This window comes from Nocardia ignorata NBRC 108230 (genome assembly GCF_001612905.1).
GTDB lineage: Bacteria > Actinomycetota > Actinomycetes > Mycobacteriales > Mycobacteriaceae > Nocardia > Nocardia ignorata.
The window spans coordinates 256121-279562 of record NZ_BDBI01000009.1 but is presented as its reverse complement, the minus strand read 5'-3'; the positions used below and the strand labels follow the sequence as shown (position 1 = coordinate 279562).

The window sequence follows — 23442 nt, the reverse complement described above, 5'->3', positions numbered from 1 at the left end:
CTGTCAGCACGCTGAGGGCAATGCAGGTGGACAGGGCGGGTTTCATGACGCTGCGTCCCAGAGTTCGTGCAGGTCGACGGTGCGCCACCGGACTTGGTCGGGCCAGGTGCATTGCTCGGCGGCGGGGTTGCGCACCGGGACGGTCGCGATGTCGAGGACCAGGCTCGCGGTGGTAGCGATGCTGTGGAGCCGCGCGAAGTCCAGGCCGCGGCTGCGCGCCAGGTTCAGCCGCAAGACCCCGGCGTCGCCACCCCACTCGACCAGGGCGTGCGCGGCCAACTCGATCGCCTTCTCCGCCGAGAGGGTGGCCGCCTCTACCCCATCGACCATCTCGGCATCGAAGGTTTCGTGCCAGATCATGCGACCGGAGGCCCCGCACACGGTGAAGGCGTCCAGGGTCGCCGCCGACCACATCGTCAGCGCCGGACCGGTCGCGGCCTTGCGCACGAGGTTGGCACCTGATGTGGCCCAGAGGATTTCGGACTGGCGCAGACCGTCGTAGTCGATCCCGGCGACATCGAGCAACGCTTGAACGTATCGGTCCGACAAGTCCTCGGTGGTGAAACCGTATTCGGCTGCGAGACTGTCGAATTCGCTGGTGGTGGCGAAGGTCTGTAGTTCGGCTGTCCGGGCGCGGACCATGTCTTCGGGGGCGATGGGGGTCGGCGAGCCGCAGGTGGGCTTGGTCGTCATGGGGGTCTCCTCGCAGCGATCGGGTCAGAAATCTGGTTCGCGCTGTGGGTGCGCGCCCTCTCCGGGCGGGGGAAGGTCGAACAGGTCACCGTCTGCGATGCCGTAGCTGTCCTCGATGCCGGTGGCGGCGATCGCCGCGTCGATCCCGACGCCACCGTCGGGTTCAAAAGTGGCGGTGTGCCAAGCGTTTTCGGCGGCGATTTCGAGCAGGTGCGGGGCCGGGGGCAGTTGGTGGGGTGCGCTGTCGGCGAGGTCGATGCCGACCATCCGCATCGCCGTAACCCGGATCCGTCCTTCCCGCACCCGGCCGACGTGGGTGAGTTCGCGCCATTGACGCCCCTGATCGGGTGCCGACTGCTGCGAGATCTGGTCCAGGCGGGCTTGCCAGTCGGCCGTCTCGAGGGACCACCAACCGGTGGTTTCGGCCTCGGTGACGTCCAGGGCGGTGGCGACCATCGCCACCCGCAACCACTGCAACCGCAAATGCTCGGCCAACTTGTCCGAGGCCTGCACGGTTATCGCGGCGTGGTCGCGGCGGACCGGTCGAACTGCGGCCAGGGTCGCCAGTGTGTCGACCTGGTGGTGGAGCTGGGCGATCAGCAGCGACCGTGCCACCGGACGCCGTGGCGGCAGCGACACTGCCTCGGTTGCTCGGCGACCTTGCTGACCAGCCTTCTTCGCGTGAGCGATCCAGTCTGCGGGCACACCGATCGCCACCGCTTGTTCATGCACGACGCGCCCGACGACCGACAGATCCCGGAAGGTCTTGGTGCGGTTGTGGGGTTCCCGCGCCAACTGCCTCAGATCGACGCTGACGTTATGGATCAGCGCCGCCATCCGACGATGCAGCAGCACCGCACCCCGGGCATCGAGGTGGTGAGACGCCGGAGCCAGCACCGGACGGGCCGGGTCGCGGGGCGTGGTGCGCTCAACCATGATCGGTCACCGAGGTGATGCGGTAGCTCGACATCCGCCACCCCTGCGAGGTTTCAGTAACCGTGACCCTCACCCGCATCCGCCGATACATGGTGGTGGAACCGTCTCGGTGGAGCACCTGCTGGGTCACCGACGCTGCGACCGTCGGTCCGGACCCGCCAGCTTCTGCCTGCCCGGTGTCGACCAGGGCGGTGACGATGTCGTTGCTGGCGCGCCACCCCGCCCATTCCGGCAACGGCGCCAACCCGATCGCAGGGCCGTTGCGCGCTGCGGCAGCCAGTTCGCCGGTCAGCCACGGTGCCGCACGCACCAACCCGACACCAGGGCCTGGGTCAACACGAGGCTGCCAGGAGAACATCGCCGCCAAACCCATCTGGGCGACGGTCACCGCGTCGGCACCCTCAGGCTCGGGCCCCTCCACGCGGGCGGCATTGGGGGTGTGCGTATCGGACGTGGGCCCGGGGTCGTCGGCGCCGCCAGTCAGTACCGTGGTGAGTGCAATCACGACGGCCGCGATACCGACGGTCACAGCGGCGAGAGAAAGACGGTTGCTCATGGTGTCCTCAGCTCAGCGTCGTCGTCATCTGGGTGGCCGTCGCGAGAATGTTGGCCACGTACGGGCGGGTCTGAATCTCGTAATCCGGTGAGCCCGTGGGGAATCCGCCCGAGCGCAGAACCGCGTATTCGCCGGCGTTGTAACCGGCGAGGTAGAGCTCGGTTGGCCCGTTGGGGGCCACGACCTTGCCTTCACTGATCCAGGCGTCCACGTGGTCGGCGATGTCGCACAGGTAGCGGGCTTGGCCGATGATCGCGTCGCCGTCGTCCCACACCGACGCCACACCGTTGCCGTCGGCGTCGATCACATACGGTTGCCCGTCCGAGGCCAGCGCGGTCGCGGTCCCAGGCAGGAACTGGGCCAACCCCTGCGCACCAGCAGCCGAGGTCAGCCCCCGCCGGAACCCGGATTCCTGTTTGCCCTGCGCCGCCAGCAACGACGAGGAGATCTGCGGACACACGGTCCCACCCAGCTGATACCAGGCCAGCAGTTCCTCGGGGACCGCGCCGGGATCCAGGTCGGTATCGCCGAGGGCCGGCCCGCACACCGTCGCGCTCGCAACCCCCGCAGAGTCCGTGGTGACCGGGCCGATCGGTGCACCGTCGTCGGGGTATCCGCCACCCAGCGTGGTGACATGAACGTGATCGAAGTGGTTCGCCGTCACACTGCCGCGGTCTTCCATCAGGTTGGACTCGCCGCTGGCCGAACGATAGGTCTGACGCCAGATCAAGTAATCGATGCGCAACGCGGCACCGTTGGTGATCACGAAGTCAGCGATCCGATCACCGAGCGCCTTACCCTCCCCCGACATCGGGTCGGGAATCATGATGTCGATCGCCCGCCCGCTCGGGTGATCGGGCAACGGGTCCTCACGCTGCCCACCGATCGCACGCACCTGCGGAAACTGCTGAACGATGGTGCGCGCCAATCGGATCGTGTCGACCTGCAAACCGCGCTCGGACCCGACCGCCGCGGGCATCGCGGGCAGTTCGGCCCCTGCCTGTGTTGCGGCTTCGATCACCGTGCTCCCGCTCGGGCCGAGCGTCGTCGATGGGGCGGGGTCGGTCGATCCGCCCGGACTGGACGGCGACGACCCACCGTGCAGCCACGGCATCGGATCGATCGCGGTGCCGCCGCCGAATCGCCCTCCGCCGGTCCAGATCTCGAGGTGCAGGTGTGCACCGTCCGGGCCTGCGGGGACGGTCTGACCGTTGTAGCCGACTCCGGCGATCAGCTGCCCGATCCGCACGCTCTGGCCTTGTTCGACCTCGATACCGTCGGCGAACATGTGCCCATAGACCGAGGACACGATCTCGCCGTCAATGTTGTGATCGATCACCACCCACATCCCGAACCCACTGGCCTCGCCCACGCGCACGACGACCCCGTCGGCGACGGCGTAGATCGGGGTCTTGGGTGCGGCGGCGAAGTCCTGGCCTTGATGCTGTGTGCCCCAACGCATTCCGAAACCCGAGGTCAGGGTGTAGGTGCCCTCAGCCATCGGCATCGTCCTCGCCGTACCGGATGAGGGCGCCTGCTTCGTCGCTGTGGACGGTGCACAGCCGCGCTCCTGGGCGCTGCCGACGAACAGCAGCAGCACCACCAGCAACACGACCGCGCCGAGGACCGCAGTCGTTGCCCGCACGGTGCCACTCATTGGCCCACCAGGTCAGAGCAGGTGGCGCAAGTGCGGGCGGCCGGCGCGCGATATCGACATGAGCCATGGTCAACGGTGCTCATCGCGAGTTCTGTGAGCGTCGCCCGGACGGGATGTTTTACGCGGTGTTTCGTGCGCGAACCATGCCGTTCTCACTAATGTGTCGAAATTTGGTTTCATTGATTTCTCACCTATAAATGGGTGTGCGCGAATTACTCGTCTGCGGTGGCAAATGGCCAGCTGGCTTTCGTCAGGCGAAATCCGGGCCGATTGCGGTGTCGTGGGTAGATCCGGGCGGTGCTATGTCGGCCTCGGTGTGGTCGGGGGCCTCGAAATCTGGGCCACCTGCGCCGAGTGCGGCATTCACGGCCTCCGCGATTCCCGGTTGGGGGTCGATAGCGTCAGCGGCGTCGGCTGACCGGTCGCGTGCGCTCACCACGATGCTCGTGTGGGACCTCACGGTCGGGCTCGTCTCCGAGGCGGTGGCGTAGGTGACCACCCCACCGGCGGTGGTGACCACCTCGTTCACCAGCTCACGCACGTCGTCTGCGAACGGTGCAGCGGTGTCGAATGGTTCGGTGCGTGTCGTGAGGGCGATCGGCCCGGTCCAGCCCGTCGGATCGCGGTATCCGAGGCGGGTCAGGATCTGCTCGCTGAGCGGGTTCGCGCCCTCCGCGTCCGGGACGTACCAGACCTGGACCCGACCGGCCATGGACAAATCCAGGCGAAGCCGGTCGACCTCGAGAACATCCATCATGTCCTCGACATCACCTCGCCCGTAAACGGCTGTGCGGTCTGTCTGCAATACGACGAAATCAACTGGCTCGTTCATCGAATTTCCTCGCCTTCAGTCGGGGGGCGTTGTACTCGTTGCGTGGGCGAAACATTGTGTCCTCCAACGCATTTGAAGTCGGGCAAACGATTTCGTGGCGCTGATATGCCAACCCGGCCCTGCGCCGAACTCGCGGGGCGACAAATGGACGCCGGTGAATTGCCAGGGCGCTGCGAATCGTCGGACCGGTACTCATGGCGGGTTCACCGATCCGATGGGGGTTTGGCCGAGGTTGTCGAAGCGGCGGTTGGTGTTGTGGACTTCGGAGTCACGTTCGGTGGGAGTGAACACCATCCGGAACGGGATGCCGGGCTGCTCGGCTTCTCCGGTCTTGAGCAGGTAACACCCAGTGCCGGGCGGTATTTCGCGCCGAGAGGTGTCGAGGTCGTCATCGCTGGGTGGGCGCGGCGCCGCCCAGGAGGTGACCAGCAGTTTCTCGGTGTCGGTCATCCCCGCCACCGCGGCGATGCGGTTGGCTTCTTCGGGGCCGACCGGGCCGATGATCTTCGCCCGGGCCCGTTCGAAGAACCCGAGCGCTTTGGCCTGTGCGGCAGGGGAATCGAAAGCGGCGAGGTCTTTGATGGTGTGCGAGCACATGATCAACCCGGTCGCCAAGCCGCGATTGAGCCGGGTCAGCGCGTCGACGCGGTCGACCATGAATTCCCCGACGCCGAGCACCCGCCAGATCTCGTCCATCACCACCTCGAACGTCCTCGCGGGGGCCAGCCCAGCGTCGGCGAGGGCGTGGGCGGCGGCGACCGCGCCGAAACCGTCGGACCAGCAGGTCATCAGGACCGCGGCCAGCAGTTTGGTGTCACCTTCGGGGATGCGGGAGATGTCGATGCAGATCGCGGGACTCGACAGATCCAGGCGGGTCGAGGTGGGGCCGTTGAAGATCGCCCCGAACGGGCCTTCGACCAAGGCCCGCATCGACCGGCGCAACGGTTTCGTCGCCGCCCGGTAGGAGAGTTCGTCGTCTTCTTCGGCGAACGCGCGCAGCCGCTCCCCTCCGGCCGAGATCACCGCGAGCAGGTCTTCCAGCAGCGGCGGGTTATGGTGGGTGAAACCACCGGCTGGGCTGTAGAGCTCGCGCAGACCGGCGGCGAGCAGCACTTCCTCGTAGTCTTCGACCCGGGCTCCGCGCACGAGCTCGATGAGCCCGGCGACGATGTTGATCTGTCCGGCCTCGACCCGTGCCATCACCTGACGGCGCTGATCGGCATCAGTCAGTGCGGTGATGACGGCGCCGAGGGCGCCGACGTCGAGGGGGTTGATGGTGCCGTGGCCGTAGCCGACGTCGACGACTTGTCCGCCGAGGCGCTCGACGAGGTCGCGGTATTCGCCTTTGGTGTCGCCCATGCACAGCACGGTCTCCCCCGCCGCGACCGCACCCGTCATGATGCGCCGGATCAACGAGGACTTACCGAACCCGTTGAGCGCCAACACAAATGCGATCGGCGCGGTAATGAACCCCCGCAGAAACCACGACATCGGGTCGAAATGCACCGGAGCGCCGGTGATGTAGTGACTGCCGACCGGCACGCCTGCGGTCGGGGCGCTGGCCCCGACACAGAACGGCCACAACCCCGCCACCTGCACAGTCGTGGCACGCCACTCCGGGGTACGCGGCACCACCGACGCACGACCACCCCCAGCACCGGCGTAGCCGCGGTCGGTCAACACCGGCGCGATCAGATCGAACCCGTCCCCGGCGCGACCGTCGCGGCGCCGTGCCGCGGTCGCGCGGCGATGATCATCACTGGACAGCAGCATCCGTGCCCGCCGACCCCGCAAACCGGCATGCGTGGCCGCGAGCTCGACTTCTGCACGGCGAGTTCTGCTCAGAACCCGTATGCCCTCGACGATTTCGGTTCTCGCGAGCTTGCCTCGGTCGGGCAACCCGTTCGTAGGCCCGTTCATCCCGAGACCCGTTCCGAAATGGAGGCGTGCTCAGGCAAAATCAGCCCGATCCCGAGCGAGGCACCGAAACCGGCGGCCTGATAGCCGTAGCAGCGGCGCACCGTCAACCGTGACGCCGCCGCCATCCCTTTGACCGAGGCCTCGATGCCCGGCAGATCCGCATCGAGGTGATCGGTCACCGTCACCAACACCCCGAACCGGGTCAACCCCGCCCCGCGAGCTTGCTCTTCCCGGGCGGCCGAGGTGTTGCCGACCCGGATGCGTGCCGCCGCCGAGGAAATCCCCCGTTCGGTCTGTTCAGCGGCGACCGCGTCACGGAAGTCCGAATCGACCAGGGAGGTCGCTTCCGCGGCCGAATGCAGGCGGTAGACGATCGCGACCCGCTTACGCGGGACGTCCGGGCGCGGACGGAGCAGTTCCTCGAGGACGGTTTCCATCACCGCCCCGCGCGGTGCGCCGTCCATTTCCCACGTGATCGAACGGGCCCCGTCGTGGACGTAGTGATCCCACCGATCCTGATGGGCCAGCGGCCCGACCGAGTCCCACGACTGCGACTCCACGATCCGGTCCCCGGCCGCCTCCACATCACGCTGAGAGGCGAGGTCGAATCGGCTTCGCACCAATCCCAGCACCTCCCATGCTTGCAGGGGTGTGGCGGGCAGGCCGGCGCGGGCGAGATGGGACAGCACCGATTGCAGGCGTTGCCCGATCTCACGGGCCTGCTCGGCCTGATCACGGCGGATACGGCCCTTGCCGATCGCCCGGTAGGTGATCGCGATCCGCGCTTCGATCCGCACCCCCACCCCACCGCTGTCGGCAGCGGCTTCGGTCATCACCGTCTTGGCGAACTCCGGGGCACTCGTGCGGATCAGGCGGGTGACTTCCCGGGTTTGCTTCAACCGGGTTTCCACGACGTTGTCCAGCACCGCGGTCACCGCGACCACTTCTCCACCGCGGCTTTGCGAGGCCAGGAATTGGCCGTATCCCTCGACCCAGGAATCGATCTGGGCTTGGTCGACGAGTTCCTTGCCGCGCGGGATCACCCGCACGACCACTGTGTAGTGATCGCTGCGCCGGATATGCAGCATCGCGAACCGCTTCCCACCCGGCGTCTCGTACTCGGTCAAACGTGAATCAGCCAGCAGCCCCGGCAATTTCGCCAACCCCGGCAGGCGGGAGAACCGTCCGGATCGGTAGGTCAGCTCGCCGCGAGAACGCGCACGCGCGAACTGGACCCGAAGCAGCACCAGTTCCCACCCGGTGCGGCCGTTGCGGGTCACCGCCAGCGGGACGAACACCACGGCCGCCCCGGCCAGGACCGCCCCAGCGAATTCGAGGGAGCGGGTGATCATGAACGACACCATCACCGTGATCACCAACCCGAGCCCGAGGAGCGAAACACCCCAGGTCAACCCGAAGAACCCGGCCGAGCGCGGCTGCTCCCACCGCCCATACATCCGTGTGCTCATCGGCGAACCTCCCCAGGACCGAGCGAATCCGGATCTATTTGTGGCGATTCGGGGACCGAGCGTTCCGTGGCCGAAGCGGTGCCTTGCACCGCGCCGACGGCGAGCTGGGCACCCGCCGATGCCGCCGACGAACCCGCCCCCAGCCCCTCGGGCGCTGCGGGATTGCCCTCACCACCTGCATTGGGGACCGAAGCATCCCCATTGCCCGAACCCGCTCCGACCGGTGGTGTGGGCGTTGGTGCACTGCTTCCGGACGAGGATGGTGTGCTTCCGGGCGGTGTGCCCGAAGTGGGCGACATCTGGCGGGCGCCTTCGGCTCCACCCGGCGGCGATGGAGGACCCCCAGAGCTGGGCGGGGGGCCCGACGACGAACCAGAGTTCTCTGCCTCCGACATTTTCCGGGCCTGAGACCCCCCGCTGCCGACTGCCGACATCGCGATACCCGCACCGGCACCAGCCAACGCCGCTGCCGCTCCGCCACCGCCGCCCAGGGTGGCCACTGCCGGGGCGATCAAGCGGATCAATGCTGGAAGGACGATCACGCTCATCAACATCAAGATCATCCCCAGCAGGACCAACTGAGGATCTGGGTCGTCCTCAGTGCCGGTGACCGCGAACGCGATGGCATAGACCAACGCCCCCACCGGCTTCCACAGCACGAACGCCAGCGACCACGCCACCAGCCGTTTGTAGGCTTGTGAACCGGGCCCGGTGCCCGATGCTGCCGCCGCCATCGGAATCACTGCCACAACGACAACGAGAAGGGCCTGTCGGATCACCAGCATGACGAGTTGAACCAGCAGGCTGATCGCGCCGAGCACGCCGAGAACGAGCAAGATCCCGGAGCCGAGATTGCCTGTGATCCGTGGGTCGGCGATGCGACCGACAGCGGTGTCCAGGTCGCCGCGAGCGGCGTCGAAGACGACCCAGGAGGCGAACTCGTCCCCGGCCGTGGTCGCGACGGTGATCAGTACACCGAAGGTCATCGCCCCGAACGTCGCCCGTGCCAACATCAGGAAGCTCTCCTGCGCTTCCCCCGCCGCGGCGCCCCGCTTGGCCAATGCCAGCCGCGCGGCGGCGAACATGATCCCGGCGGTGAGCAGCACCACCTGTAGCCCACTGGTGTATTCACGTATTTGGGCAAGCACTGGGGCGGGCTGTCCCTGGGAGGTCGCCAGTTCCGGTGACGGGAAGGTCGTCCACCACGCCATCACTAACCGCAACCCGCTCACCAGGCTGTCGATGAGATCGGCAGCGATGCTGCCGATCACCGAGTCGCTCGCCGCCTCAGCCACCTCCCCAGCGAGGTCCGCGAGCCGGCACGCTTCCTGCACTCCGGGCACCGCCAGACAGGCGAGATCGGGAACAATTTGGGCATGAACACCGCCTACCGGCGCGACCGGTGCGGCGAGGACACTCACGACTGCCTCCAGCGGCCGAACCCCGCCATCGAGGCGACGGGTGTGGCTGGACGCCACAGCGTCTCGATGACCTCGGGCGTGCGGATACGCCAATCACCATCGACCCAGACCATCGGCCAGGTCGCGATCGCGTACCCCGTCGTCGAACGGACCGCGAGCTGAACCACAGCGAGGTCGTCGCGGTAGCCGGGTTCAACCCGCACACCTTCAGGGACGGTGACGTAGCGTGCCATCCCTGGGGCGCTGGCTCTAGAGCGGGCGAACTGGTCGATCAATGTGTCCCCGCCGCCGTAAAAGCGCTCCCGCACGACCTTTTGCCAGATCGGGTCCGGTGCGGCATAGGCCCGCCCGATGGCGTCCATCGCCGCCAGTGCGGCACCTTGCGGTGTGCGTGCGAACCCCTCGGCCACACCGGCGTCGATACGGGCAGGGCCATCGCTCCCTGAGACCGGCACTGCCGCGCCGTCCCAAATTCGTTGCCACTGCAATCGAGCGGGTGCCGCGCTCAGATAGTCCGGTCGCGTCGGGTCCGGTCGCTCCTCGACGGTCTGCGACAACGCCGCACCGGCGTCCTCGGCAGGGACTTCGAGCCGGTTACCGAACATGTCGACCGTCGGCGGACGCGCTGCTGTCGGTGTCGCCGGTGACACCGCGATCGTGGTGGGTTGCCCGCTCTGACCACGGGGTTCGGTGGTGTCGGTCTGGTCGTCGCCTGTGACGGTCAGGACGAACACGACAATCACCACTGCGGCGATGATGCTGAGCAGTATGAGCAGGGTTCGCATCGAGCGCATCAGAAATTGATCCTCACGGTTTCGGCAGGGCAACCATGTCGTTGGGTATGGAATCCACTGCGGTGACCGGGCTTTCGGTCACCGTGTCGGGCAGTCGCAGTCGCCACCCGTCGGTGGCCCAGATGACGGTGGCGGTGTTGCGAGTGGTCGAGTTGTCCGGATAAATCGAGTAGGTCTGGATCTGGGCCTCTGTGTCGGTGTAGGCGGCGACGACGTAGCCGAGGATCTTGGGCACCGCGTCGGTGGCCGGGGTGGGGATCGAGATCTGGGCGCGTGCTGTGGCCCAGGCATCCCGGCCTGGGCCGGGGGCGATCATGCGCTGCCCGACCGCCGCCCACTGCCCGTCGGGTGCGACCGAGATGCGCACGGTCGTGTGGATGGCGGCCAGGGCGGCACCGGCCGGGGACCGGTCGAAGTCGGTGGCGGTCGCGCCGTCTACCACGCGTGGACCTTCTACCGCGGTGGGCAGGTCGATGCCCTGATAGGTCCGCCAGCTCAGCCCAGTGGGGACCAGCTGTTCTGCGGTGTTGGCGACTGGGAGACGCTGGTCCTCACCGGGCTCGGTGCCGCCACAGGCTGTCGCGGTGCCCGCCGCAGCGAGCACGATCCAGGCGGTGAGCGTCCGGCTGCCGAGTATCGAGAGTTTTTGTGGCATTGCGGTGTCCTGTGGTTTTAGGTGGGCAGGATGGCGATGGCCAGGGCGCTGGCCGAGCCGAGGAGTGCGGCGGCGGCGAGAGATCCGATGAACCCCTCGATCGCTTCTTCGCGGTAAATCCGCAGGGCGAGTTGGCCGCCGACGAAGGTCGCGCGGGCCACGCACAGCAGCAGCACGAACCAGGCCAGCCAGTTCAGCAGCTGTGTCAGCGGCGCCAAGACCTGCGCGGGCAGCGGTGCGGCGATCACCACTGGCCTCCGAACCGATCGGCGTCTCGGGCTACCCGGATCGCGGAGGACACCGCTGCGGCGGGCAGCTGAGGAAAGGTTCGGGCCAGGTCATGGCCTCCGTCGGGCAGGCTGCTCAATTCTGCCCACACCGTTTCCGCCAGTTCCGTGACCCGCCCGTAGCTTGCGACGGGGTCTGCGTGCCCGGCCACGATCCAGGTCGGTGTCGCGCGCAACAGGTCTTCAACCACCGCTAGGTCGGCCCCGCAGCGCCGATACGCACGCAGGGTGTGGCGGGCGGCCTCGAGTTCGGCGTCGGTGTGGAGGCGGTGCTCGCCCAGGGCTGTGGAAAGTTGGTGGATGAGACGTCGACCGGCTCGCAGGGCCGCCCCCGTGGGGTGTTCGGTGAGGGCTTTGTCGTGATCGGGTAGTTCTGTCACCGGTGTGATCGCGACGATCGCGTCGACGCCGGCGGGGTTTCGTCGGTGGTGGTACAGCCATTCCTGAGCGACGATCGCGGCCAGTGAATGCACGACCAGCACCACGCGACCGTCAGCCTGGGAGAGGACGGTGTCCAGGTCCTCGACGAGTTGGGCCATTCCCGCCGGGCCGGGGTGCAGCGGCAGGTCGTTGCCGTGGCCACGCTGGTCGTAGACCAGCTGGGCGACCTCGGCGCGGAGGTGTCGGTCGATCAGCGTGATCATCGGCGCGAAATGCGTTGCGTCTGCCAGTGGTCCGGGCAGGTAGACGACGGTCAGCGCGGCGTCCGGTTTCCCAAATCGGGTTCCGGTCAGCACTGTGCCGTCGGCGGCGGTGATGGTCACCGCGTGTGAATCAGTTGTGGTGCTGCGTGTTTCGTGGCGGTATTGGGGTGCCTGCATGTCAGGACCCTCCGGTGACGGCGGCGTTCATGATGGCGCCGGCGGAGGTGGCGATGATGCCGCCGACCATGGCCGCGAACACGATCTTGGGTGATTCGACCGCGCCGCCGTGCCAGCGTTCCCACCCGAACTTGCCCCCGGCATAGATCAGGGCTGCTACCCCGGCCAAGATAACCAGCCAGGACAGGTAGCCGACCAGGTTGGTCAGCTTGTCCCCGCCCGGCGGGACGGTCGGGTTGATCTTGATCTCTTGGGCCAGCACCGTCACGCTGTCGCCCACGACGGATAGAACCGACATCGTCATTTCTCCGAATCGTGTTGGTCGATAGGGTTTTTGGTCGTTCGGGCGAGGGCGTCGATGAGCTCGCTGCCGACGTGATGAACATCCAGCGGCACCGCTTCGGTCAGGCGGGGGCGGCGTTGCGGGGCAGGGTCGAAGGGGCTGAACTCGGCGAGTTCGCTGAGTTCGCGTTCGATGAGCTCGTCATGCCAGCCGATCTCCCACACGTGCTCGGCCAGGTCTTCGACTACGGCCCGGTAGCGGCGCACCGGTGCTGGGACTCGGCCCGGTCGGGCGGCACTGAGTACGACACCGACGACCTCGACGCCTTCGGGTGCCGCTCCGGCGTGCCATTCACGCAACCGGTCCGCGCAAGCGATCAGCCCTGGCAGGCACAACCGTGCCGCCACAACGACACGTTGGGTGGTCTGCGGCGAGCCCGGCCAGGACTGTTCGCAGTCCGCAGCGGGAGCCCACCACCGTGCCAGCGTCGAGGTCCCCGCTCCCCCGTGAGCGCCGACGATCGCGACCGCCGGTGGATGCGCTCGGGTAGTCGGCAGGGGTTGTACGCGGATGCTGGCGACGCGCAGTGGCGGGGTCACCGTGGCCGGGTCCAACTGACAGCCGCCGATCACGGCGAGAGGATGCTCGTGAAGGATCAGCGCGGGCATCAGCTGCCTCGCTTCTGGATGTTGGTGATGACCAATTCGCCAGCAGCAGCGGCGGATACGTTGATCAGCTGCAGGTAGTCGAAGCGGCGGCCGTCGGGATGCAGTTCCACCAGGTGGACCTCGGCGGTGTTCTCCGCGATCGGAGTGATGCCGACGCAGTGGCTGGTGCCGATCGGCAGCGCCGTGATCGCAGCGGCCAGCGGTTCGTGCACGATCCCGGCCTGCGGGGTCACCAACCGCAGCGCGTCCTCCGCGCTGCGTGTGACGTAGTAGGCGAACTCGAACGCCGCGATCACACCGGCGACGGTCCTGGTGTCCCCGGCGCCCGCTGTCACCGTTTGCGCAGAGAGCCCGGCACAGGCCCGCTCGGTGGCGGTGACAGTAGAGGCAGGGGTGGTCGAGCTTGTTGCGGAGGTGGAGACAGAGGCGGCGGTGTCGGTGTGGTCGCTGCCCGACATGTCCACCGCGACGGCAGCGACCGAACCGGTAAGGATGCCGGCGGCGGCGCTCAGCGCAATGATGCGTGACCGCCGCGTCGACGCGTGGCGCGGTATTGATCGGGCGTGGAGGTGTTCGCTGACCTGATGGGGTTCGTCGGGGTGGGGGTCTGGGTTGTCGGGCTTGTACAGCCAAGCGGCACCATGGTTATGGCTCAGGTCGTCGGTGGGCATGTTGTTCACCTCCTCGGTTCGGTTGGGTTGTGGTCGGGCCCTTCGGAGCACGCCGCTGGAAGAGCCGCTGACCAGGGGGAAGGCTGGCTGCTCGATTCGTGCTCCGAAGGGGTCTAGGGGTGCACCCTCGGCTCACTGGCCGTGGCCGAGGGCGAACCGGTCTGTGTGGCACCGGGTTTCACTGCGGTAGGCGAGGGAGCCGGGTGCGGACTGGTCGGAGTCGTCGCGCTGTTCGAGGGTGTCGGCTGCTTCGCCGATGGCGTCGCGGTGGCAGTGAGGTCGTGGGCAATCGCGGTGAACCAAGCGGTCGTCGCGACCAGCGGGGTATCGCCACCTGCGGTGACCGAGACGGTGCTGTAGCTGCTGCGTCGCCCGGTGGCGTTGCTGTATTGGGCGGTCGCCGAGGTCGTGTACAGGTCTTGGGGATCGGTGATGGTGGAGGTGATCGCCTCGAACGCGTCGTTGACCCAGGTACTGATCGACTGGGGCGGCACCAGATCCACTACCGCGTCAGCGACTTTCGTGCCGAGTACCGCGACCGCGGCGGCGGGGTTGGACAGCCCGACTGCGGCGAGTTCGGCGATGGTCGTGGCGGTGAAGACCTTCTGCGCCACCGACACCACGGCGTTCAAGCCGATCGTGCCGATCTTGAACAGCGCCGAGAGCGCGTCGGACTCGGTCGGTGTTGTAGCCGACGGTGAGGACGCGGCCGCGATGCGCTGGCCGAGAGTTTGACTGGGGGTGTAGGAGAGCTGATCCAGACTGGTACCGGAGATGTCGTCGTTGACCACCCCGACCGCGGTCGTGAACGCGGTGGAGGCCAGGGCTTGGGCGACGGTGGCGATCGCGGCGACCGGGTCCTTGCCCTCTGTTTGTCCGGTGATGTTGGTGACCGCGGTCAGCAACGGACTCCCGGACTGGACGTCGCAGGTGGCATCACCGGCCACGCACAGATCAGCCACCCGACCGACCAGGGACCCGAAGTTGGCCGGTGTCTGGTCGGCGGCGATCCCGGCACCGGACAAGCCGGTGTTGGTCAGCTTGATCTTCGACACCGCGGTTCCGTTCGTGCCAGGAGGCGCGGACGGGACTTCCGCTTTGTCGGTGCCGGGCAGAGCACCGGTCGCTGCGCGCCGCGACGGGTTGGCCAGCAACGCGATCCCTGCGACCTTCTCCGCAGGGACTCGAGACTGGTCTGCCCCGGCCTCTTCAGCGAAAGCGGCCGCGGCAGCGGCACCTTGGGCATAGCCGGCGACTGCGATCTGTGTCGATGGACACCGGTCGATGACCTCACCGGCGCGCTGTTCGATCTGATCGGCTGCCGCGGTCACCGCTGCGGGGTAGTTCGTTGTGTTCACCTCGGCGCCTACGACGATGTAAGATCGCTCGATCGCCGTGCCTGCGCCGGCACCCAACCTGCCGAAGGCCTGGCCCAGCATTCCGGTATCGCCGGTGTCAGCGGTGGTGGCGGCGCCTTCCTCACCGCTCTGCACGCCCAGCACATACAAGACAGGGCAGGCCGAGGTGCGACGTTCGCCCGACGTCGGCGACGGGCCAGGTGCGCTGGCGGTGGGCTCGGCCAGGGCTGGTGCCGCGCCGATGAAGATCACGGTCAGACATGCGGCCGCGATGGCGCAGGCTCTGCGCTGAGTTGTGTTGTGGTTCATCGGGTTCGGCTTCCTTTTACCGTCGAGTCAGTGGGCTCTGCCTGCCCGCGCCGGAGGGGGTGGCGCGGGCAGGCGCGTCAGTTGGTCGGGTTCGGGCCTTGATGGCGTGGTGGTCGGGCGAATCCCGTGCGGAAGGCGGCCAACACGTCGGGGACTCCGAGGTCGGCCGCGCCGAGGTGGGTGACGTCGAATTCCGACCAGGACACGGCGACATCGCGGGCGGTGTACTCGGCGAACAGTTCGCGCCCGGACTCGATCGGGATCAGTCCGTCGAGCAACCCGTGGTAGAGATGGATCGGCGCCAACGGTGTTGAAGTGCCGAGGGTTTCGTGAGCCAGCACGTATCGCCAGACCGGGTCGTTCCAGGGGTCTGGACGTTCACACCATGCCGAGAGTGGAGACAAGAACTCCACCATCAAAGTCGCCAGATCGAGCTCGGAAGCCGTGCGGACCGCGCGCACGCCGGCGTCGGTGAGTAAGTGATCGACCGGGAGATGAGCGTATGCCCGGGCCAGCCCGATCATGCCCGCGAAGGCCAGTCCCGACCACGGTCCGCCGTCGAGGCTGTTGATCAACGCGCCGGGGTCGCGGATCACCGCACCGGCCGCGACAGCCCGTAGATCCAGTTCGGGCGCGTAGGCAGGCTGGAACTCCGCGGCAGCGGCGGCAACCCGGCCGCCATCGGCGTAGCCCCAGATCGCGACCGGAGCCTCGAGAGTGCCCTGGGCGGGCTGGGACGTGACTGCGCGAGCTATGTCCAGCACCGCATGTGCGCCCCCCTTCTTGGCCAGGAAATGGTGGGGTCCTGCGCCGTGGATGCCCAGTCCGATCCCGTCGGGAACCGCGACCGTCCATCCCTGTACGAGCGCGGCGGCGATGCTGCTCGTGTCGGGTTCGTTCCCGTCGACCAGCAGCTGCGAGGGAGCGCACCGACCACCCAGACCGTGAAAGGTTGGGCAGTACACCACCAGCGGGGTATTCATCACCGAACCACCGGTCAGCGTGGCCGGTTCCAGCACGATGCCCGAGGCGGGGACCGGGACACCGAAGCTGGTTTTGGTCGTGTAGATCACCTGCCAGGCGTTCCGGAGTCCGGCGATGTGGGGCACCATGACCTCGCGGGTACGCAGGATTCGGCCGGGGGTGCCGGAGCCGACCGCGGTATTCGCGTGGAACTCATCGGCCCCGGTGCTGGTCATGAGCGGGCTCCCGCGACGTCATGGGCCAGCGCGATCATCCACGCGATGCCCGAGTCCAACTGCCCGGTCAGGGCATAGCCGTTGTGACGTCCGACGGTGTCGGCGAACCGCAACCAGGTCGCCGGGTTGACCAGCTCGGCGTTCTGCGCCGCGAGCTGCCCCCACGCGCCACTGAGTTGGGCGAGCAATTTCGGCACCTGCGCCAGTGGGTTTGCCGCGACCGTCGCGGTGATCTCGTTCCAGCGCGCAGCCGCTGCCGCTGGATCCGTGACAGGTGTGCGGGGGTCACCGGCATCGACCAACCGCTGCCCCAAATCCGCCTGCGGCGCATAGTCGACACCTCCGGCACCGACCTGGAAGTCGTTGACGATCACGGTGTTCCAAGCCTCACCGAGTGCGTCGGAGAGTGCGGCGCCGAGAGTGGACAGCGCCGCAACAGGGTTGGTGAGGTCGGCTTGGGCAAAGACCTGGGCCCCCAGTCGCAGGACCGATGCCTGGCCCGGGGCGGAGCAGGCGAGGTCGCCGTCGCTGCAGATGTCGGCGACCCGGCCGGTGAGATCGCCGTATCCGGCGCTGGTGGTCGCGAGTCCCGCACCACCTGCGGGGGCCGCGAGGACTTGCACGGTCGAGACCGCCGAACCCGAGGTGCCGGGTGCGGGGTCGGGCACGGTTTGGCCCGGTCGACCGGGGAAGACTGGTTCGAGTTCGCCACGATCCGGATTGGCATACAACACGATTCCTGCGATGCGTTCGGCCGGGACGGGGCCGTTGCCCGCACCGGTGTCGCGCGCGAAGCTCGCCATTGCTTGGGCGCCCTGGCTGTAACCGACACCGGCCAGCATCGTGTCCGGGCACGCCTGCACGACTTGTTGTGCCGCGGCGTCGAGGTTGGCCCGGGCCCCCGAGACCGAGGCGACGTACCGGGCGGAGCCCCCGCCGGGGACGATGCCGCCGAAGCCCGCGTCGTAGCCGATGTAGGCGCGCTGCACGAGCGCTGGCACCGCACCCACGACCGGTCCGATCAGCGCCCCGACAACACCGGTGTCCGCGAGAGGGTCCGCAGTCTGCGACGATTGGCCCGTTCCTTGGACACCGAGGATGAACAACGCCGGGCATCCCTCGATCGGCACTGCGACCGCGGGAGCCGCCGGTGAGGCCGCGGCGATCACCGCGGCTCCCACCAAGGCGGCGGCCACGGCTGCTGCGGTACGGGCTGCGCTACTGGTCATTGGCCGACTCCGACGCCGGCGCCGAACCCGGCGCCGATCGTTGCACCGACCGCCCCGCCGACAGCACCGGCTGGCACGCCGAGGAGCGCCGCACCCGCAGCGGCTCCGGCGGCCGCACCCAAGGCGGTGCCTGCGACTCCGCTGGTAGCTTGTCCGATGATGGGGACCGGGATCACGATTCCGAGTGCGGCACCGGCGATTCCACCGACTGTGCCGCCGATTAGCCCTCCGGCTACAGCACCGACTGCGGCTGCGGGTGCCCCGAGCACGGTCGCACCGGCTGCGCCGCCCAGTGCGGCGCCACCCAGGGTCGCGCCACTGACGCGATCAGAGCGTCCTGCGGGGATCCCGACCGAGTCCAGTGCTGTCGCGACCTGCGCCTCGGCGCCTGCTGCGGTGTTGTTGATGGTGTCGCGGACTTCCACCGGGAGCCACTCCGGGCTCGGGGTCTGCCACTCTCCGATCCGAATCGTGTTCTCCGGCGGGGTGATCGGAGCGACCGGCTCGACAGGGACGGGGAGGTGCAGTTCTTCGATGCGCACCGGTTCGACCGGCTCGTCCACTTCGGGGGCGGGCCGGGCTGGGCCGGTGCGTACCTGTTGGGGCTGTTCGTAGTACACCGGTGGTGTGGGTTCAGGAGTCGGCTCCGGCTCGGGTTCGGGTTCGGGAGCTGGTGGGGGCGTGGGTGTTTCGGTACCGGGTTGGGGCGGACTGGTCACGCCGCCTTGATCGGCAATGGTTGCTACGGCGCTGTTGGCGTGGGCAGGGCCGGCGGCGCCGACTGCGACAGCGACCGGAATGGCGGCAGCGAGCAGCATGGTGCCGGTGCGACGTGCGCCGGAGATTCCGGATCGGCGGCGAGCTGCGCTGCGGCGGGCGGTCGGAGTGTTTTCGGGCATGACTGGTCGACCTCTCTAGTCGAAAGGTGAAGCTGATATATGGGGCCGCAGCGGGATTGGCTTCGCGTGCGCGGCAAGAATTCAGATCGGTGGGCTGCTGCCCGGCACCGCCGATCGGTGTACCCGGTTCGGCGGTGCCGCTCGGCGGCTAGGTCAGAGCAAGTTCAGAGCCAGATACAGCACCTGATTGGCCAGGGCGGCGCCGTTGGCCAACAGCGACAGCCCGGCGTTGAGATAGCTCGCGATCACGATCGGATCCACAGGATTTCCTTTCTGGGAGGGAATTACTTTCGCTTTCCATCCAAACCTTGAAACCGACTGTGCCGCTAGACCATTAACTGATCCAGTTTGGATATATCAAAAAGGATCAGTTAAGGGACCCATGTCAACGCAGGCAGCAACGGGACCGAAACTGACCCATCGGCGACGCGGCTACTCACCCCCCGGACGAAGGCGAGCCGCGTCGAAATTGCCTCTGTTGCTGAATTTTTGACGAACGCCGTCGTTCCCAACTCGCGGGCCGTGGGCAAACTTGCCGCATGAAATCCCTTCTGGTAGACAATGTCCCATCACCAGCAGGTGACTCTCACTTCAAACCTCTCAGCCTGTGACTTACACCACTAGCTCCCGGGGGGGAGATATGAAATACGAACGTCCTTCTAGGCGGTTGCCAGATCGGCCACGTCGACGGCGGCGACGCGATCCGACACGACCCGATGTGTCCATTCCCGACCTCGGCACGACGTGCCGGTGGATCCGGGAGGATCTGGGTCTCACTCGCGAAGAGGCGGCCGACGCGGTCGGGTTCAGCGCGGTCCACCTCGGGCGCATCGAACGCAGCGAGCGCGAGCCCTCGCTGAACACCCTCGAAGGGATCGTTCGAGGCTACCGACTCGACCAGGCGATGTCCGCACACCTGCACGACCTCGCCATCGCCGACATCCCGCTGGCCCCGACTCACCACCTGCGCACCTACGTCCAGGCCGAGCCCGCATTGGCTGCCAACCTCGAACGCTTCCAGACCCGAGGCGTCTTGGCCGCTTACATCGATCCGATGTCGAATGTGTTGTCGCGCAACGACTTGTTTGCCGACCTACTGATCGGCATCGATGACATCGGATCGGTACCAGTCTGGATGTTCGGCGAGCATGCCAAGACCGTCCTCGTCGATCCTGATGGCGAACGTTCCTGGATGATCGCGAAGGTAAAAGCCGCACTCGGCAGGCACCGCACGTCGGTACAGGCCAAAGAACTCGTTGCCGCACTGTCCCCGAACAATGATGCTCAACGACTGTGGGCAGCGAGCGTGAAGGTCTCCCTCGGTCGCGACGCGCGGCGCCTGTTGCACGCCCACAGCACTGACCAGAACAGGGTCTCTTACCAACTGTCGCTGACCGACAGCATCGTCTCCAAACACATCCAACTGGTCACAGCCACACCAGAGACCTACTCGGGGCCCGTGCTCGACTGAGCGCCAGCAACATCGGAGCGGCCCAACGGTGACATATCCGCGCGCGTGGGTCGGACAATTGTGAGGCTAAACAAGGAGTCGAACCCGAAACACCGTGAATTGCGACTGATTTCACGGCTAGGGCGAGAAATGGGTGGAAAAAGTCGTGAAGTTCATGTCTTCTAGAGGTTGGAAGAGCCACTGATCGGGCAGAACGAGGTGCCCGATGAAGATTCACGCAGCAACCGCGCCCGCCTACGGGCGCGACCATTCTCCAGCGGAGAGATCGCACGCCCCCGTCACCGATAGCCGGTGGACTCGTAGCGCCCGAAGTCGTCCTGGCCGTTGCTATGACCCAGTCTCGGTCGGGTCATATTCGCACGATGTCCTACATCGCCTTCGTCGCCGACCTTGTACGAGGACAGGACCACTTCTCGCCGGGTCCTGCCCACCTCTAGTGCGCGGCACCCGGCATCGCGAACCCGGAATCGGCATCGACCACGACCGGGGGCACACCCATGCGCCATGACCCCTCGACTTCCCCTCCGCCGCTTCGCCGGTGGGTCAACACCAAAACGGCGGCCGACCACATCGGCATCCACCCTGAAGTACTACGGCGCTGGGCCCGTCAACCGGGCAAGCACCCGTGGCTACCCAGACCCATTCGAGTCGGAAGACAATTCCGATGGGACATCGACGAACTCGATATAGCCTTGGCGAACGCTGACCGCGAACCGCCCGGGCACCACGGTGAAACCGGGTAGACCACATCACGGCCGTGGGGCACGGCCAGGGCTACGGCTCGAAGACGCGCCGAACTTCGCCGATCGGGGCCAGGATCCGGACGAGTCTGGCGCCTGCTCTGTGTCGCAGCAGCGGCCAACGGTGCTGGGAACATGGCAACCGTCCAGGACACGACCGTGCCCGCGGGACTCGACCTACGGCTCCGCCCTCTACGCATTCATCGTCGCCTAGGACTCCCCGACAACTGACTGCCACGTTGCGGGTGGCGCGATTCGCAGACTTGCTGTCTACTGGAATGTGGAAGAGCCGTTGATCGGGCAGAACAGGTGCCCGATGAAATTCACGACCACCCTCACATTCCTATCCCCTGGGTTGTTCGCATGTCCCCGGTGGCCCGCCCCTCCGGCCTTGCTAGCACGGGCAATCCGCTGAGGAAGAGCAAAACGCTCGCCGCGACTGGACCATGTGCAGCAGGTACTGGCAGGGGCGAGCGATGAGCGACCCCAACCACGAGATCGCACGGAAATTGCTGGACCAGCTGGGGATTCAGGTGCAGGATCTCTTGCCGAAGTCGGACCCAGCACCGGTGCCAACATTCGACGAGTACATCGCGCGAATCATCCCCTCAGTCTCGGCCGGAACACTGCGAACCTACGGGACTTACTGGCAGCGCCTACAGAATGAGTGGGGAACACGGCGCCTCGACGACCCGACGAATCTGGAGATGCAGGCACTCGTCGAGCGCATCCGCGCAGGCGCGGTCCAGCGCCGCAATTCCCGCGGCGGGAGGTCCGCCGCCGAGCACATGGTGAGCGCGCTGCGCTACCTGTATCGGTTCGCGGCCAACGACGGCTACGTCCGGACCTCCAATGCTGCTACGGAACTCATCAAGCCGCGTCGACTACCCAGCCCTCGTGGTGCGATCGCAGCCGAGCGGCTCCACGAGGTGATCGAGGTGGTCACCACTACCGGCGACGACGTCGAACTGGACACCCTGCTGCTGCGCCTGCATCTGGAAACCGCGTGCAGGACCGGCAGCGCACTGGCTATTCGGCCGACTGATCTCGATGCCAGGCAGCGCCTGGTCAAACTGCGTGGCAAAGGCGGAACCGTCCATTGGCAGCCGATCTCGACGGCTCTGCTCACCATGCTCACCGCCCACTGCGCGCGCGGCGATGATCCTGACGGGCAGCTGCTGCGCTACCGCTACGGGCGCCCGATCACGCGCCGACGCTACGACCACCTGTGGATGCGTGCGGGCCGACAACTGCCTTGGGTCGCGACCCAGCAGGTCAGCACGCACTGGCTCCGCCATACCGTGCTGACCTGGGTCGAGCGAAACTTCGGCTATGCCGTCGCCCGCGCCTACGCCGCCCACGCTGTCCAGTACACACCCGGCGGTGCGACGCTGACCTACGTTCGAGCGAGCGTCCACGAGGTCGCGGATGCCCTATCGGCGCTCACCAGCGAACTACACCCACTCGCGATGGGGCAATCCGCAACCAGCCGTGTCCTATCGCCACTGCCGCTGCCAGTCTGGACACCCCAGCATGGCCCGTCGATCCATCACCAGTAGCACAGCCAGTCACCTGCCCTGGGCAGGGCGTCACCGCGCATGCCGAGATGCGGGCCGACGGCCTCGAAATGCCCACAGCGACGATGCCAGAACTGCGGAATGGGATACAGGTCTCGAACCGCCCACGGAATCGGAGGGTCACGATCCCGGCCAGCTGCGTCACCAGCGGCGACACAATCGCCGGGCGGATCGGGCTGCGCCACTCAACCTCGTCGAAAGCCTCCCTGGGTTCACCTACTGATCCTGCCAGCATGGCGTGGACACGACCGAGCGCGCGCTGCGGGGCCAGGCGCAGCCGAAGGCCGCGCGGGTGGCCGGTCTGACTCGTCGCGAGGTCGGCCACGGGCTCGCACCCCGACAGCGCACCGACTCACTCGCTACCTGGACACATCAGCGAGCCCATCCTGAGCAGATGAACGCGATATAGACCTCACGTGCCCATGGCAGCAGCAGCCAGCACGCCGGTTTCCCCCTGAACCGGAAGGCAATTACGCTCGCGAGCGACCGTGCACCACAGACACAGAGCGAACAGGACCCACATACATGGCGCGCAAAGTTGTTGTCACACTGATCGACGACTTCGACGGCACCTCCATTGCTGAGGAAACGGTCACCTTCGAAATCGACGGGACCGCATACGAAATCGACTTGTCCGCCGACAACGCGGCCACACTGCGCGCGACGTTCGACCAGTGGCTTCCCTATGCACGCCGCACCGGCCGAATCAAGGCATCCCTGCGCCGATCCGAGGCGAAGGCTTCCGCAGAGGCACCGCTACGCCGCAACGACCTCAATGCAATTCGGACTTGGGCCAACAACAACGGACTCCCTGTGTCCGCACGCGGCAGGATCGCCGCCGACGTCATCACAGCCTACGACAAGGCATTCGCCTGAGCCTCACAACTACCAACCGTCGACCTGATCCACCGACGACAGGGTCGAAGTCTGTGAACTGCTGAGATCACCGCCGGGCGCGCCGGGGTCATATTTCCGGCGCGCCCGGAAGTCGCAGCGA

General features: G+C 67.0%; 22 protein-coding genes. 3 read left to right on the top strand and 19 right to left on the bottom strand.

The genetic code is table 11. The annotated features are described in order from the left end of the window. Positions 1 to 42 precede the first annotated feature (42 nt). The 19 genes from NI2_RS08845 to NI2_RS08745 form a co-directional block, all read right to left on the bottom strand. Positions 43 to 693 carry a hypothetical protein gene (locus tag NI2_RS08845; protein ID WP_067488286.1) on the bottom strand — a complete coding sequence of 217 codons (651 nt, stop codon included), beginning with the start codon at positions 691 to 693 and terminating at the stop codon, positions 43 to 45. A gap of 24 nt (positions 694 to 717) precedes the next feature. After that, the gene (locus NI2_RS08840; protein WP_067488284.1) at positions 718 to 1629 is read right to left on the bottom strand and encodes a hypothetical protein; all 912 of its coding nucleotides are present in this window, start codon (positions 1627 to 1629) and stop codon (positions 718 to 720) included. After that, entirely contained in the window at positions 1622 to 2185 is a 564-nt protein-coding gene (locus tag NI2_RS08835) for a hypothetical protein (RefSeq protein ID WP_133734210.1), read from the bottom strand. The genes NI2_RS08840 and NI2_RS08835 overlap by 8 nt, the downstream gene beginning before the upstream one ends. A 7-nt stretch (positions 2186 to 2192) precedes the next feature. Continuing rightward, complete coding sequence (locus NI2_RS08830; protein ID WP_243750087.1) at positions 2193 to 3830, bottom strand: VldE C-terminal domain-containing protein; 1638 nt, start codon at positions 3828 to 3830, stop codon at positions 2193 to 2195. A 262-nt stretch (positions 3831 to 4092) separates the two neighbouring features. Further along, positions 4093 to 4674 (bottom strand): hypothetical protein, encoded by a 582-nt coding sequence (locus tag NI2_RS08825; protein WP_133734209.1) that lies wholly within the window; start codon positions 4672 to 4674, stop codon positions 4093 to 4095. Positions 4675 to 4866: 192 nt separating this feature from the next. Further along, positions 4867 to 6447 carry a putative type IV secretion/conjugal transfer ATPase gene (locus tag NI2_RS08820; protein ID WP_067488276.1) on the bottom strand — a complete coding sequence of 527 codons (1581 nt, stop codon included), beginning with the start codon at positions 6445 to 6447 and terminating at the stop codon, positions 4867 to 4869. A gap of 143 nt (positions 6448 to 6590) precedes the next feature. Beyond that, the gene (locus tag NI2_RS08815) at positions 6591 to 8063 is read right to left on the bottom strand and encodes an SCO6880 family protein (protein ID WP_084476188.1); all 1473 of its coding nucleotides are present in this window, start codon (positions 8061 to 8063) and stop codon (positions 6591 to 6593) included. Then, on the bottom strand, positions 8060 to 9484 hold the full coding sequence (locus NI2_RS08810) for a TrbL/VirB6 family protein (protein ID WP_067488272.1): 1425 nt from the start codon (positions 9482 to 9484) through the stop codon (positions 8060 to 8062). Before NI2_RS08810 ends, NI2_RS08815 begins: the two co-directional genes overlap by 4 nt. Continuing rightward, positions 9481 to 10278 carry a DUF8175 domain-containg protein gene (locus NI2_RS08805; protein WP_067488270.1) on the bottom strand — a complete coding sequence of 266 codons (798 nt, stop codon included), beginning with the start codon at positions 10276 to 10278 and terminating at the stop codon, positions 9481 to 9483. Before NI2_RS08805 ends, NI2_RS08810 begins: the two co-directional genes overlap by 4 nt. 13 nt (positions 10279 to 10291) lie before the next feature. Beyond that, a complete protein-coding gene (locus NI2_RS08800) occupies positions 10292 to 10933 on the bottom strand; it encodes a DUF8175 domain-containg protein (RefSeq protein ID WP_067488268.1) in 642 nt (213 codons plus the stop codon). Between the two features lie 17 nt (positions 10934 to 10950). After that, positions 10951 to 11181 (bottom strand): hypothetical protein, encoded by a 231-nt coding sequence (locus NI2_RS08795; protein ID WP_133734208.1) that lies wholly within the window; start codon positions 11179 to 11181, stop codon positions 10951 to 10953. Continuing rightward, entirely contained in the window at positions 11178 to 12041 is an 864-nt protein-coding gene (locus tag NI2_RS08790; protein ID WP_067488264.1) for an alpha/beta fold hydrolase, read from the bottom strand. The genes NI2_RS08795 and NI2_RS08790 overlap by 4 nt, the downstream gene beginning before the upstream one ends. A gap of 1 nt (position 12042) precedes the next feature. Next, positions 12043 to 12339, bottom strand: coding sequence for a hypothetical protein (locus tag NI2_RS08785; protein ID WP_067641759.1), 297 nt, complete (start codon positions 12337 to 12339; stop codon positions 12043 to 12045). A gap of 2 nt (positions 12340 to 12341) precedes the next feature. After that, positions 12342 to 12992 (bottom strand): hypothetical protein, encoded by a 651-nt coding sequence (locus NI2_RS08780; RefSeq protein WP_067488260.1) that lies wholly within the window; start codon positions 12990 to 12992, stop codon positions 12342 to 12344. Continuing rightward, entirely contained in the window at positions 12992 to 13663 is a 672-nt protein-coding gene (locus tag NI2_RS33690; RefSeq protein ID WP_133734207.1) for a DUF8176 domain-containing protein, read from the bottom strand. The genes NI2_RS08780 and NI2_RS33690 overlap by 1 nt, the downstream gene beginning before the upstream one ends. A 113-nt stretch (positions 13664 to 13776) precedes the next feature. Continuing rightward, positions 13777 to 15330, bottom strand: a complete 1554-nt coding sequence (locus tag NI2_RS08760; protein WP_067488252.1) for a cutinase family protein — start codon at positions 15328 to 15330, stop codon at positions 13777 to 13779. Between the two features lie 77 nt (positions 15331 to 15407). Continuing rightward, positions 15408 to 16529, bottom strand: a complete 1122-nt coding sequence (locus NI2_RS08755; RefSeq protein WP_067488250.1) for a lipase family protein — start codon at positions 16527 to 16529, stop codon at positions 15408 to 15410. Then, complete coding sequence (locus tag NI2_RS08750) at positions 16526 to 17758, bottom strand: cutinase family protein (protein WP_067488248.1); 1233 nt, start codon at positions 17756 to 17758, stop codon at positions 16526 to 16528. Before NI2_RS08750 ends, NI2_RS08755 begins: the two co-directional genes overlap by 4 nt. Beyond that, positions 17755 to 18657 (bottom strand): hypothetical protein, encoded by a 903-nt coding sequence (locus NI2_RS08745; protein WP_067488246.1) that lies wholly within the window; start codon positions 18655 to 18657, stop codon positions 17755 to 17757. Before NI2_RS08745 ends, NI2_RS08750 begins: the two co-directional genes overlap by 4 nt. 640 nt (positions 18658 to 19297) lie before the next feature. On the opposite strand from NI2_RS08745, the gene NI2_RS08740 reads away from it, so the two are divergent. From NI2_RS08740 to NI2_RS08730, 3 genes are all read left to right on the top strand, one after another. Then, entirely contained in the window at positions 19298 to 20128 is an 831-nt protein-coding gene (locus NI2_RS08740; protein WP_084476186.1) for a helix-turn-helix domain-containing protein, read from the top strand. Between the two features lie 1216 nt (positions 20129 to 21344). Next, entirely contained in the window at positions 21345 to 22427 is a 1083-nt protein-coding gene (locus NI2_RS08735; RefSeq protein ID WP_084476184.1) for a tyrosine-type recombinase/integrase, read from the top strand. A 543-nt stretch (positions 22428 to 22970) separates the two neighbouring features. Then, positions 22971 to 23321 carry a histone-like nucleoid-structuring protein Lsr2 gene (locus NI2_RS08730; RefSeq protein ID WP_067488243.1) on the top strand — a complete coding sequence of 117 codons (351 nt, stop codon included), beginning with the start codon at positions 22971 to 22973 and terminating at the stop codon, positions 23319 to 23321. Positions 23322 to 23442 lie beyond the last annotated feature (121 nt).